This window comes from Microbacterium sp. NPDC055903 (genome assembly GCF_053615555.1).
Map to the genome: position 1 here is coordinate 52,122 of NZ_JBSHCA010000002.1, position 12,838 is coordinate 64,959.

Here is a 12,838-nt window from a genome sequence, read left to right on the forward strand (position 1 = left end):
ATCGCCCCGCGCGATTCCGAGGATCCCGAGACACCGAGGCAGCACATCACCATGACCGAGGCATGCGCCTTCCGCATCAGCACGACCCGCTTCGACGAGGACTACTCGCCGTCCGCGAGCTCCCGGACGACGACGAACTTCGCGAATCTCGCGCGCGGTGAGAACCGCCAGCAGAACCTCCGCACGGCGCTCGCGATGATCGACAACCGCTTCAATGAGCTGGTGCACTGGGACAATCCTCGTCGGGACCGCTACTCCGTCGAGCTCGACATCGTCTCGGTCGACCTGCAGATCGCCGCCGCTGGCGACGACACGGCGTTTCCGATCATCGAGGTGCTCGATGTGCACGTCCTCGATCACCAGTCGGGCGCGCGCATCGACGGGATCGTCGGAAACAACTTCTCCTCCTACATCCGCGACTACGACTTCAGCGTGCGTCTCCCCGCGAGTGCGCCAGGTACGGGCATCCCGAGCGACTTCGGCGACCTGCACGGTCAGGTGTTCGAGAGATTCCTCGATTCGGATGCCTATCGTGAGCGCTTCGCTCAGCTCCCTGTGATCTGCATCAGCGTGTCGACGTCGCGCACCTATACGCGCCTCGTGAACGAGCATCCGATCCTCGGAGTCGAGTACCAGCAGGACGCGTACTCGCTGACCGATCAGTACTTCGGGAAGATGGGCCTGAAGGTCCGCTACTTCATGCCGCCCGGATCCGTCGCTCCGCTGGCCTTCTACCACCGCGGCGACCTGCTGGCCGACTACACCCCGCTCGCGCTGGCGGGGACGATCGCCACGATGGAGACGTTCCAGAAGATCTACCGCCCAGAGATCTACAACGCGAACGCCTCGGCCGCCGATGTCTATCAGCCGAGCCTGGAGAACAACGGTCATTCCGTGACGCAGGTCACCTACGACCGCGAGGAGCGCAGCCGCCTGGCCGTCACGCAGGGCAAGTTCACCGAGGTGAGCCTGATGGAGCCGTACGGCGCCGTCATCGAGCAATGGGCCGCTCGGCAGCCCGCCTGATCGCAAGAAACTCCTGAGGAAACATCGATGAGCGCACTCCTGCCCACCTCCATCGTCGGCAGTCTTCCCAAGCCTTCCTGGCTCTCGGAACCGGAGAAGCTGTGGTCGCCGTGGAAGCTCCACGATGACGAGCTGGTCGAGGGCACGCACGACGCGCTCGCCCTGGCGGCGGATGAGCAGCGCCGCACGGGGCTGAGCATCATCAGCGACGGCGAGCAGACCCGTCAGCACTTCGTCACCACCTTCATCGAGCACCTCGACGGCGTGGATTTCGAGCGCCGCGAGACCGTGCGCATCCGCGACCGCTACGACGCGAGCGTCCCGACCGTCGTCGGCGCGGTCGGGCTCGAGAAGTCGGTTTTCGCCGAGGACGCCAAGCGGCTTGGCGCGCTGACGGACCAGCCGATCAAGTGGGCTCTGCCTGGCCCCATGACGATGATCGACACGCTCTACGACGATCATTACAAGAGCCGCGAGAAGCTCGCCTGGGAATTCGCGACGATCCTGAATCAGGAGGCTCGGGCGCTCGAAGCGGCGGGCGTCGACATCATCCAGTTCGATGAGCCGGCTTTCAACGTCTTCTTCGACGAGGTCAAGGACTGGGGCGTCGCCGCCCTGGAGCGCGCGACCGAGGGGCTCCGCTGCGAGACCGCGGTGCACATCTGTTACGGCTACGGGATCAAGGCGAACACCGATTGGAAGGCGACGCTGGGGGAGGAGTGGCGCCAGTACGAGGAGTCGTTCCCCCTGCTGCAGCGTTCGACGCTCGACATCGTCTCCTTGGAGTGCCACAACTCGCATGTGCCGGTCGGGTTGACGGAGCTGCTGCGCGGCAAGAAGGTCATGCTCGGTGCCATCGATGTCGCCAGCAACACCATCGAGACGCCTGAAGAGGTCGCCGCGACCCTGCGCAGCGCGCTTCCGTACGTGGATGCCGACAAGCTCCTCCCGAGCACCAACTGCGGGATGGCGCCGCTGCCCCGCGGCGTCGCACGGGACAAGATGATCGCGCTCGAGGCGGGGGCAGCGCTCCTGCGTGCCGAGCTCTCCTGAATCCATACTCTGAAACTCGGGTGCAGGGCAACCCCCTGCCATCGCGCGATGCTTCTGCATACGGTCGGGAGGGTGGTACCGGAGGAACCGTCTCGGCGGGGCCTCGGGAGGAGGGTGCCCGATGCGCCGGCGGTCTCCGATTCCCCCATCCGTGGAGACCGCCGGTCACAACCTCTCGCATACGCAGGGCGACGGGCGTAGCGTGCCTGCATGGGGAAGTTGATCTATGACGGAGAGGATCGCCCGATCGTTCTCGACGACCGGGCGCTCGCGCACCTCAAGCTGGTGATCACGACGAAGCTGCGCCGGCAGGAGTCCTTCACCCTGTCCTGGATCCATCCCGAGGAGCAGCCGCCCGGTCGGTCGACCATCTGGCTGCACCCTTCCATCCCGATCCAGTTCGTGTTCGACGAGCCCGAGCCGCCACAGTTGAACGAGGCATGGATCCACGCGCTCATGAACTCCGCGAATTCCAGCGGCGGCATCTGCCTCGTCGACGAGGTGACAGACGCCCCGGAGTGACGGGGCGGCGAACCCGCCGTCACGCCGCAGGCGGGATCTCGCTGATATCCGTGTAGACGGGGAGACCCTTGATGCGTGCGATCCGCACGTCCTCGTCGGCCCCGGTCGATGCTCCTGGCAGGCGAAGCACGGCATCGCAGTGCTCGAGCAGGCGCTGAGCGGTCGGGTACATCACCTCTTTCGCGAGCGGGTCGAGCGGGCCGGATGCTCCGGCGCTGGACAGCACGGGGAGGGCGACCCATTCGCCGATCATGGGGACGTGTCCCGCCTGGAAGATCGGCCACGCCGCCTCTTCGAGACGGCGCAGGTTCTCGGCCATACGGGCGGGATCGTCATCGGTGCCGGAGCGGTAGGGGCCGGCGATCAGAATCATCTGCGGTTTCGTGGTCATGGCGTATACTTCATCACAACATGCACAAGCGTGCAATTTCATGCATAAACCGGAAGGCAGTTCATGCTCGCTCCCGAACGCAGAGACCTCATCCTGCAGCGTCTGCACGCGGATGGGCGCGTCGTCGCACGCGATCTCGCCATCGAATGGAACCTCTCCGAGGACAGCATCCGCCGAGACCTGCGCGACCTCGCCGCTGCGGGGCTCTGCCAACGGGTCTACGGGGGAGCGCTCCCGGTCTCTCCTGCCGTGGCGGATTACGTCACGCGCACGGCGATCGCCGCGGAGGGCAAGCACAAGGTCGCCGCGCGGGCCGTCGAGCTTCTTGCGCCCTCGGCGACCGTCTTCTTTGACGGCGGGACGACGACGCTCGAGGTGGCCAGGATGCTGCCGCGCGATCGTCCGATGACCGTCATCACCCACAGCCCGGCCGTCGCCCTCGCGTTGCTGGATGCGCCTGCGGTGGATGTCCAGATCATCGGGGGCCGACTCTTCCGGCACTCCGCCGTGGCAAGCGGCGCCGCGGCCGCCGACGCCGTGCAGCGGATCCGGGCCGACGTGTTCCTCCTGGGGGTCACCGGCGTGCATCCGGACCAGGGCCTGACGACCGGCGATGCGGACGACGCGGCGATGAAGCGCATGATCGCCGCACGTGCTGCGGACACGTACGTCCTCGCCAGTCACGAGAAGGTCGGCACGGCCTCGCCCTTCACCGTCCTCGGCATCGACGAGGTCGCCGGCATCATCACGGATGCTCCCTCAGAGCATCCCGCGCTGCAGGCGATCGCCGAACGCGGAACGCCTGTGCTCACCGCCTGACCGAGGCCCCGGTGCAGGCTCAGGGAACGAGGATCGCCCGCCCCTGGACCTTGCCGGCCTCGAGATCGTCGAACGCCTGGATCCCATCGTCCAGCGCGTAGGTGACCGTGTCCACCGACACCCGGCCGAGCCGCGCGAGGTCGAGGACCTGGCGCTGATCGGTGCGGGTGCCGCCGAAGGAACGCCGGATGTCCACACCCCAGGGGATTGTCATCGTGTCGGAGTCGGCCGCATAGGGGAACGTCCCGCCGCCGAGGCCGACGAAGCGCAGCGCGCCGTCCGGCGCGATGATCGAAGTCGCCAGGTTCACCGTGGGCTGTACGCCGACGAAGTCGAACACGGCATCTGCGCCGTAGCCGTCCGTGAGCTCGAGGACGGCGGCCGCGGCATCCGCATCGCTCTTGAGCACCACATCGGCACCGTGCTCTTTCGCCGCCGCGAGCTTCTGCTCGTCGATGTCGAGCGCGATGATGCGTGCTCCCGTCGTCGCCGCGAGGATCTGGAGACCGATGTGGCCGAGGCCGCCGAGAGCGATCACGACGGCGGTCGAGCCGGGCGTGAGGCGGTGACGGGCACCGTTGATCGCGTGTATCGGCGTGAGGCCGGCATCCGCCAGCGGTGCCGCGGTGACCGGGTCCAGATCGCCGAGCGGCTCCAGGTAGCGGGCCTTCACCTTCATGTACTCCGCCATCCCGCCGTCGGGGCCGAGACCCGGAGTGGGCGGGTAGTTGTGTCGACCGGCGGCGCTGATGCACACGTTGTCACGGCCCTCGATGCACGAACGGCAGTGCCCGCACGACCAGATGAGGTAGACGAGCACGGCGTCGCCCTCGGCGAAACCGTCGACGTCCTTGCCGACCGCGGCGACGTGACCGCTGGTCTCGTGTCCGAGCGTCAGCGCTGAGGGCCAGGGGAACACCGGCATGTGGCGGACGTGGATGTCCGAGTGGCACAGGCCCGCGCCTGCGACCTTGACGAGAACCTCATCGGAGGCGATCTCGGGGACCGGTACCTCCCGGATCTCGAGCTGACCTGGACCGACGATCTGAAGAGCGCGCATGACGGCAGTCAATGTCGCGGCGGTGCGCGGACAGAAGGATCATCCGCGCTCGGAAGCGCTGCCCTGCGGGTCCTTCAACGTCCTCGGCCGAGCCGTGGCACCCAGCACCGTACACGATCACGGTAGGCGCGGAAGTCGTCGCCGAAACGCCGCTCGAGATCGTCCTCTTCCAGGGGTCGGACGAGCGCGTTCCACATCACAGATCCGCACAGGGCGTAGAGGATGACCAGCCATGATCCGGCGAGCATTCCGACGGCGACGCCTTGGGTGATGCCGGCGACGGCCATCGGATTGCGGACGAACCGGTATGGCCCTGAGACGACGAGGCGGCTCGCGGTCTCGGACGGGAGCGGCGTTCCTGCGCCGCGCGTCGACATCGCCAGGGCGGACCAGATACCCAGGGCACTGGCTGCGATGAGGACGACTGCCCCCGCCGCGCGCACGCCGAACGGAAGGTCGATGTCGAGCCTCCAGCGCCGCTCCACTGCTGCGATGACGGCCGGCGCGAGGAGGAGGAAGACGCCCCAGAACACGATGAGCTGCAGCACGGTTCGACGGACGTGGCGACCTGTGGTCCCGGGAGCCGCGGGGCGGAAGGCGAAGGGACCGCGCAGGATCCGCTCGGTGGGGAAGCGGCCGAAGACGACGAGAAAGCCGGCGCCCGCCCCGGCGACGGCGGCGCCGACCATGAGCAGGGCTCCCCACCCGGCCGACGTGGTGATGGTTGCGTATGTCGCCATGCAGACGGCGACGAGCGCAGTCCAGGGGACCACGATCCAGACGGCCCAGCACATCCCCAGAGCGACCAGTGCCGAGGCGATCACGAAGAGGGGGATGTCGAGCGCCGCGACGAGGACCGGATCGAGCTCGCCGAGCGTGAGCCTGCGAACAGCATCCGTGGTGAAGACCATGCTCCACCACGCGGCACCGAGCAGCGCCTGAACGGCGAAGTACCATCGCCCCGCAGTGACGTCGGGGGAGCGCGGCATGCGGTCGAGTCTAGGAGAGAGGTGCGCCGGTCGAGGCCAGTATGATGTCGCACGCGGCGCGCTTTCGCGTCGAATCCCCCGACGAAAAGAAACGGACCTCTCCCGTGACCACGAGCAGCGACGCTCCGACCCGTACCGTCCTCTTCTTCGGCGACAGCATCACGGATGCCGGACGCCGAGACGACCCGCAGGGCCTCGGACACGGCTACGTCCGCGTCATCGCCGAGCACTTCGAAGACGTCAGCCCCGGAACGGCCGTCATCAACCGCGGGATCAGCGGGAACCGCACCGGCGACCTCATCGCCCGGCTCGAGGACGACGTGCTCGGCGAGGCTCCGGACGTCGTCAGCATTCTCATCGGCATCAACGACGTGTGGCGGCGATACGACAGGGACGAGGCGACGAGCGCCGAGCAGTTCGAGGAGAACCTTCGAACCATCCTCACGACGATCCGCGATCGCACCCAGGCGCAGCTCGTCATCGTCGAGCCCTTCCTCCTCCCCGTCGCGGACAAGCTGCACTACCGGGAGGATCTCGACCCGAAGATCGCCGTGCTGCGGCGTCTTGCCGCGGAGTTCGACGCTGTCTTCGTGGATCTGGACGCACCGCTCACCGCATCGGCGACGCAGAGCACTCCCGAGACGGTCGCTCCCGATGGCGTGCACCCCTCCGCAGACGGCCACCGGTTCATCGCGGATGCGTGGTTGAAGGCCTTCGGCGCCTGAGGTGCGCTCTCGCGCAACGGCGTGCGGGTTCCTAGAGTGGAGCCATGGAGAGAACGATCGTGCTGATGGCCTCGGCGCCGCTACCCGTCGGTCACCTCGTCGAGGTCACCGAGCAGGTCGGTCGCGACGCGGCCAACACGGTCGTGGCCATCGCCGACCTCGAGACGGGGGTTCACTACCAGCGCGCGGAGGAGCCCAGCGGGCGCGTTTCGATCTGGCAGGGGCGCGTGCTCGCCACGACGATCACCGCGACGGCGGATGGTCCGAGGACGGCGGTGCGTATCGATCCGACCCGTGTGGGTGCCGCTGAGGCGAAGGCCGCGCTGCGGGGCGCGGATGCCGCGGCCGGGGCGGCCAAAGCGGAGGCCGACCGCTGGGGCGGGTCGGATCGCCCTCCCTACGAGGAGCCCGTCCGGATCTGGTGACCCGTCCGGATCTGGCGAACAACCGCACTGCAGCGTAGCCGGGAGTCTCGGCGGAGCCTGGGCATGACCGCCGCGCGGTCTCGGGGCGTCGGCGAGGCGGGATTATCGGAAGTCCCTTGAACGGTGCGCGATGCCTGTGCGGAGGTCTTCGAAGGCGTCCGCGAGCACATTCACGACACCCTCGGCGGAGCGCTCCAGGATCCCGCGGACGATGAGGGCGGGGGAGTCTCTCGCCACCCGCTGATATCTCCTCCAGACGCCGGGGGAGCAGACCACGTTGACGAGGCCGTGCTCGTCTTCGAGGTTGAGGAAGGTGATCCCCGATGCCGTCGCCGGGCGCTGCCGGTGGGTGACGAGTCCGGCGGCCTCGATGCGGCGGCCCACCTCGTACGTCGCCAAATCGGTGGAGGGGAGCACGCCGCGGTCGGAGAGCGCTGCGCGGAAATGCGCCATCGGGTGGTCATCCGTAGCGACACCGGTGGCCCAGAGATCGGCGGCGAGGCGCTCGTAGCCGCTCTGGTCCGGGAACAGCGGCGGCTGCACGGCCAGTGTCGTGCCGGGGAGGTAGCGGGAACGATCCTCTGCGGCAGCACCGGCCAGCCAGACCGCCTCACGGCGCTTCATGCCCATGCTCTCGAACGCCCCGGCCGTGGCCAGCGCCTCCAGCTGAGCAGCGGTGGCATCCGTTCGCCGTACGAGATCGTTCAGATCACGGAACGGGCCATGCTCCTCCCGCTCGGCCACGATGCGCTCGGCGAACGGGACGCCGATGCCCCGGACATCCGATAGGCCGAGTCGCACGGCATAGGCGCCGTCTCTTCGGTGCTCGGCGGAAGCATCCGGAGCATCCCGATCGAAGCGATGGATGCTCTCCCGCCCGTGGGAGAGCAGACAGGTGCTCTGCCCTGTCGCCCCCCGCTCCTCGCCGAGAGGCTCGAGCGAGGCCTGCGCCGCGGACGAGTGCAGATCGGGTCGGTGGACGACGACTCCATGCCTGCGCGCATCCGAGGTCAGGGTGGATGCCGAGTAGAAGCCCATCGGCTGAGAGCGCAGGAGCCCTGCCAGGAACGCTCCTGGATAGTGCAGCTTCAGCCAAGAGCTGGCATAGACGAGCAGGGCGAACGACAGCGAGTGCGACTCGGCGAAGCCGAAGTTCGAGAAGGCCTGGATCTGCGCGTAGATGCGGTCGGAGGTGCTCTCATCGAGTCCCTTGGCCGCCATGCCCGCGTAGAGCTTCTCGCGGATGCGCTCGATCTTCTCCAACCCGCGTTTGGAGCCCATCGCCCGCCGCAGCAGGTCGGCCTCATCGGCGGTGCAGTCGCCCAGCGTGGTCGCCATCTGGATGAGCTGCTCCTGAAAGACCGGAATGCCCAGGGTCCGGTGGAGGATCGGCTCCAGGGCCGCGTGCGCGTAGGTCACCTCCTCCTGGCCGAGCTTCCGGCGCACGAAGGGGTGCACAGCGCCGCCCTGGATGGGACCGGGACGGATGAGGGCGATCTGGATGACGAGGTCGTAGAACTCTCTGGGCTGAAGGCGGGGGAGCAGGCCCATCTGGGCGCGGGACTCGACCTGGAACACGCCGATCGAGTCGGCCCTGCACAGCATGTCGTAGACGGCAGGCTCCTCCTTGGGGAGGGTCTGCAGCGTCCACCGTTCGCCCGTGGCTGCGGCGATCAGATCGAAGCAGTGCTGCAGGGCGGACAGCATCCCCAGCCCAAGCAGATCGAACTTGACCAGCCCCATCCAGGCGGCGTCGTCCTTGTCCCACTGGATGACGGTGCGGTTCTCCATCCTCGCGTGCTCGACGGGGACGACCTCGCCCACCGGACGTGCGGTGAGCACCATGCCGCCGGAGTGGATGCCCAGGTGCCGCGGAGCCTTGAGGAGATCACCGGCATAGGTCAGCACCTGCTCGGGGATGTCGTGCCCGTCGGCCGGGAGGAGATCGGCGCCCCAGCCCTCGACCTGCTTCGACCAGGCGTCCTGCTGCCCCGGAGCGTGTCCGAGCGCACGCGCCATATCGCGGACGGCGTTCTTCGGCCGGTACTGGATGACGTTCGCCACCTGGGCCGCGCGCTCCCTGCCGTACTCGGTGTAGACCCATTGGATGATCTCCTCGCGTCGGTCGGAGTCGAAGTCCACGTCGATGTCGGGCTCTTCCTCGCGGGTGGTCGCGAGGAAGCGCTCGAAGGGGAGCCGGTACAGGATCGGGTCGACCGCCGTGATGCCCAGCAGATAGCAGACCGCGCTCGCCGCGGCCGAGCCCCGCCCCTGGCAGAGGATGCCGCGGCGCCGCGCCTCCGTCGCGATGCCGTGAACAATGAGGAAGTAGCCGGGGAAGTCCTTCTCCTCGATGACGTTCAGCTCCCGCTCGATGCGGGCACGCCCTTCGTCGTCGAGGGCGGGGTAGAACTCCGGCACGGCCCGCCACACCAGCGAGCGGAGATGGCTCATGGGCGTCTCTCCCTCCGGTACCTCCTGGCGCGGGAGCGCCGGGCGGGCCCGGCGCAGCGGGAACGTGCTCTCGGCGGCGATGCGCAGACCCTGCTCGATCGCGCCGGGGTAGCGCCGGAACCGCTCGGTCATCTCCGCACCGCTGCGCAGGTGCGCTGAGCCGTGCACGGGGAGCCAGCCGTCCAGGTCGTCCATCCCCCTGGTCGCCCGAACAGCGGCGACGGCCTCGGCCATCCCCACCCGCTCCGGCGCCGCGTAATGGACGTTGTTCGTCGCGACGACGGGCAGGCGGCGCCTGCGGGCGAGCTCGGCAAGGGCGTCGTTGCGACGGGTGTCCAGCGGGTCGCCATGATCGATGAGCTCGACGGCGACGTGCTCTCTCCCGAACAGATCGACCAGCCGGCGCAAAGGAGCATCGCCGTCACCGGCGGCGAGCCCCCGACGGACGGCGCCCTTGCGGCACCCGGTGAGGATCGTCCAATGCCCTTCCGCGCTCGCCGCGAGGTCGTCGAGGTCGTAGCGGGGACGGCCCTTCTCTCCGCCGCGCAACTGCGCGCGGGTGATCGCACCGGAGAGCCGGTGATATCCCTCCTGCCCGCGGGCAATCACCAGGAGATGCTCTCCCGGGGGGTCAGGACTGCCGGCGCGGGCGGTGGAGAGGTTCAGAGATAGCTCTGCTCCGAAGACCGTCTGCACGTTCGCCTTCATGGTCTCCGCCGTCTCGGCGAAGCGCGCCGCGCCGTAGAAACCGTCGTGATCGGTGAGGGCGAGAGCGGTCAGTCCGAGCCGTTCGGCCTCGGCGAGCAGATCCTCGGGGGAGGATGCGCCGTCGAGGAAGGAGAAGGTGGAGTGCGCATGCAGTTCGGCGTAGGGGACCGCATCGTCGGGGCGGACGATGCCCGCAGGAGGGGAAGGCCGTCTTCTGCTCCTGACCGGACCCGGGTCGGGGCGCAGGACCGGCCGGCCGCTGAGAGTCGCCTCCATCTCATGCCAGTTCATCCCCGGATGGTTGTTCCAGCCCATCAGCCGTACCTCCCCTCCACCCACCAGCTCCCGTCCTCCCAGAGCACGAGCCAGGCTTGCTGCGCCTCATCGACGATCTGGAAGCGCTGGGCGCTGCGGGTGCTCTGAGGATCCCAGCCCCGCTCGCGCAGCGGCCATGGGCCCGCCCATGCCTGTATCGGCACACCGGCGATGAAGGCCGGCTGCGCGGTGAGCACGCCACGGGCGTCGACGGAGGGCGAGGAGAGATCGGATGCCAGGACGTCGATCGACCGCGGCGGGACGAAGACCTCGGAGGGCAGCGGGTCGGGAAGAGAGCCGGGCCAGGGCAGCGCCGGGTCGCGCTCGACAGGCATACGGTCGCCCCAGGGCTGCAGCTGCTGGCGGTCGGCGAGCCGTCGCCCTCCGACGATCACGGGGGTGCCGACGCCGCGGTGGCCGAGGAGCGCCTGCACGCGGGAGACCGCATGATGCAGACGCTCCTCGGGGCCCTGCCCGAAGAGGCCTGGTTGATGATGGCTGCTGTCGTCCGTGCGAGTGGGGATGATCCGTGCCAGGACGATGCCGCTGCCCAGATCCGTCGCGGCCTCCAGCTGCCATCGCACTCTGTCGACGAGATCGGCGGGCTCGAAGGAGGTCGGGTGCATCCACACCCGTGAGGAGACGCCTCCGTCGTCATCGGTGAGCTCGATGCGCACCTCTGTACACACCTGGGAGATCGCGGCCAGGCCTTCGCTTACGGCATCGGCCGTCTGCCTGATGGCGAAGGCGATCTGATCCGCCTGCGTCAGCGGGGTCTCGAAGGAGATCTCTCTGGCGAGCTCTGGCGGGGCGTCCTCGGAGGGGAGCGGGCGGGAGTCGACTCCCGCGGCCAGGGCATGCAGTCGTGCACCGCGCTCGCCAAGTCTGTCGCGGACCAAGGCCGCATCCAGCAGGGCGAAGCCCTCCAGTGTTCGCACTCCGAGCTTGTCGAGGAAGGCGGTGAGAGCGTCGTCGCCGAGGGCGGGAACGGGGAGCGGCGCCAGGAAGGCGCGCGCCTCACCTGCGGGGACGACGAGGGCAGGGTCGCCGCGTCGTGCGGCCTGCTCTGCTGTGAAGAGGCCGTCTGCAACGCCTGCCTTCGCGCCGGGGTGGCCGTGTTCGGCCAGGATCTCGATGAGGTGGAGGGCGGCCGCGCGCTCCCCGCCGTAGTAGCGGGACGCGCCCCGAGCGCGCATCGCAGCGAGCCCTGGCCGCAGCGGCTGGACATCGGGCACGAGCTCGGCGAGCATCCGCAGCACCGGGAGGAAGGTGCTCTCCTCGCGGCGCGGATCGGCGGGCAGGAGGTGCAGCGAAGGGGCGCGCATCTGCGCCAGCCTTCGCCGCTGACCACGGCGCACTCCCTGGGCGCGGGCCTCGGCGGAGCAGGCCAGCACCGCATTGCCCTGCATGACGGCCACGGGGCCGTACGGTCCGGGTGTTCCCATCGCCGCGCGCACCGGCCAATCGGGCAGCCACAGCACGAGATGTCGTGAGGGCATCATCCCGCCACCGCCCAGGTGCTCGGCTGTTCCACCTCAGCTGCCGCTTCCGTTGTGGCAGGCAGCGGAAGAGGAGCGACGGGGCGGATGGCCGCCGGAGGCGCGTCCACGCGCCCGAGGACTCCGGGGAGGCGGACGCGGATGCTCTGCGCCCCCTGTCTGCGTGAGAAGGCGCGCAGCGTGACGGTGCGGTCGGCGAGCAGGCCCCATCCTTCGCCGAGACCGTGCCACTCGATGTCCTCCACGCGGATCGTCGCCTCGCTCTGCGGCCATCGTGCGGTGACCAGCAGTGTGCAGGAGCGGTCGCGAAGCCGGGCGCTCAACCGTTGCACATCGGCATCCGATACGCGGCTGCGCGGATGCACGGCGATGAGCGGAACCACCTCGGAGAGTGCGGAGGCGACGGTCAGCCAGCGTTCGCCTGGCTCGGGGATCAGGATCAGACGGGACAGGTCCACGCCGAAGGCGGCCATCGCCTCGACGCCGAGGGTGGGCATGCCGATCACGGCGCACCAGGAGCCCTGTTGCGATGGTGCCGCGAGAAGGGCGCCCAGCAGACTTGGCGATGGGGCGATCGAATAGGCGGTTCCGGTGCGAAGGCCAGGATCGGGGAGGAGCCCTTCCAAAGCGGGATCGAGGGGCAGGAATGGCGCGTCGCTGCGTCGGCGCTGCATGCGGGAGATCTCGCTGCGCAGCCGGTGCAGCTCCTGCGCGCGGGCGGGTGATGCCATGCCCATACCTCCATGCTCGAAGATAAGTACGAAGAAATCAAGTCGTGCTGCGAGCATAATTCGGACATCGGACATCGATCCGGAGTTCTCCACAGGCCTCCTGTGGACCAGGGGGATCTCG

The 12,838-nt window shown here is 68.6% G+C and carries 12 protein-coding genes; 6 read left to right on the plus strand and 6 right to left on the minus strand.

What is annotated here, in order from left to right:
• Window positions 1-51 precede the first annotated feature (51 nt).
• The 3 genes from ACWGJP_RS09585 to ACWGJP_RS09595 all read left to right on the plus strand — a co-directional run bounded on the left by ACWGJP_RS09585 (window position 52) and on the right by ACWGJP_RS09595 (window position 2,601).
• Window positions 52-1,026, plus strand: coding sequence for a putative oxygenase MesX (locus ACWGJP_RS09585; protein WP_452330360.1), 975 nt, complete (start codon window positions 52-54; stop codon window positions 1,024-1,026).
• Window positions 1,027-1,053: 27 nt separating this feature from the next.
• The gene (locus ACWGJP_RS09590; RefSeq protein WP_452329564.1) at window positions 1,054-2,079 is read left to right on the plus strand and encodes a methionine synthase; all 1,026 of its coding nucleotides are present in this window, start codon (window positions 1,054-1,056) and stop codon (window positions 2,077-2,079) included.
• Between the two features lie 210 nt (window positions 2,080-2,289).
• Window positions 2,290-2,601, plus strand: coding sequence for a DUF7882 family protein (locus ACWGJP_RS09595; protein ID WP_452329565.1), 312 nt, complete (start codon window positions 2,290-2,292; stop codon window positions 2,599-2,601).
• A gap of 19 nt (window positions 2,602-2,620) precedes the next feature.
• Here ACWGJP_RS09595 and ACWGJP_RS09600 read toward each other — a convergent pair whose 3' ends face one another.
• Window positions 2,621-2,992 carry a DUF4406 domain-containing protein gene (locus tag ACWGJP_RS09600; RefSeq protein ID WP_452329566.1) on the minus strand — a complete coding sequence of 124 codons (372 nt, stop codon included), beginning with the start codon at window positions 2,990-2,992 and terminating at the stop codon, window positions 2,621-2,623.
• Window positions 2,993-3,055: 63 nt separating this feature from the next.
• Between ACWGJP_RS09600 and ACWGJP_RS09605 the strand changes: the two genes are divergently transcribed.
• Window positions 3,056-3,811 carry a DeoR/GlpR family DNA-binding transcription regulator gene (locus ACWGJP_RS09605; protein ID WP_452329567.1) on the plus strand — a complete coding sequence of 252 codons (756 nt, stop codon included), beginning with the start codon at window positions 3,056-3,058 and terminating at the stop codon, window positions 3,809-3,811.
• Window positions 3,812-3,830: 19 nt separating this feature from the next.
• On the opposite strand, the gene ACWGJP_RS09610 is transcribed toward ACWGJP_RS09605, so the two are convergent.
• Window positions 3,831-4,871 (minus strand): NAD(P)-dependent alcohol dehydrogenase, encoded by a 1,041-nt coding sequence (locus tag ACWGJP_RS09610; protein WP_452329568.1) that lies wholly within the window; start codon window positions 4,869-4,871, stop codon window positions 3,831-3,833.
• Window positions 4,872-4,945: 74 nt separating this feature from the next.
• Window positions 4,946-5,860: a methyltransferase family protein gene (locus ACWGJP_RS09615; protein ID WP_452329569.1), complete on the minus strand. Its 915-nt coding sequence runs from the start codon at window positions 5,858-5,860 to the stop codon at window positions 4,946-4,948.
• Between the two features lie 104 nt (window positions 5,861-5,964).
• Here ACWGJP_RS09615 and ACWGJP_RS09620 point away from each other — a divergent pair, with 104 nt between their 5' ends.
• Both ACWGJP_RS09620 and ACWGJP_RS09625 read left to right on the plus strand, forming a co-directional pair.
• The gene (locus ACWGJP_RS09620) at window positions 5,965-6,585 is read left to right on the plus strand and encodes an SGNH/GDSL hydrolase family protein (protein WP_452329570.1); all 621 of its coding nucleotides are present in this window, start codon (window positions 5,965-5,967) and stop codon (window positions 6,583-6,585) included.
• Window positions 6,586-6,629: 44 nt separating this feature from the next.
• The gene (locus ACWGJP_RS09625; protein ID WP_452329571.1) at window positions 6,630-7,010 is read left to right on the plus strand and encodes a hypothetical protein; all 381 of its coding nucleotides are present in this window, start codon (window positions 6,630-6,632) and stop codon (window positions 7,008-7,010) included.
• A gap of 102 nt (window positions 7,011-7,112) precedes the next feature.
• On the opposite strand, the gene ACWGJP_RS09630 is transcribed toward ACWGJP_RS09625, so the two are convergent.
• The 3 genes from ACWGJP_RS09630 to ACWGJP_RS09640 are packed head-to-tail and all read right to left on the minus strand — an operon-like array spanning window position 7,113 to window position 12,717.
• Window positions 7,113-10,487, minus strand: a complete 3,375-nt coding sequence (locus tag ACWGJP_RS09630) for an error-prone DNA polymerase (RefSeq protein ID WP_452329572.1) — start codon at window positions 10,485-10,487, stop codon at window positions 7,113-7,115.
• Entirely contained in the window at window positions 10,487-11,986 is a 1,500-nt protein-coding gene (locus ACWGJP_RS09635) for a DNA polymerase Y family protein (protein WP_452329573.1), read from the minus strand. The genes ACWGJP_RS09630 and ACWGJP_RS09635 overlap by 1 nt, the downstream gene beginning before the upstream one ends.
• Window positions 11,986-12,717, minus strand: coding sequence for a hypothetical protein (locus tag ACWGJP_RS09640; RefSeq protein ID WP_452329574.1), 732 nt, complete (start codon window positions 12,715-12,717; stop codon window positions 11,986-11,988). Before ACWGJP_RS09640 ends, ACWGJP_RS09635 begins: the two co-directional genes overlap by 1 nt.
• Window positions 12,718-12,838 lie beyond the last annotated feature (121 nt).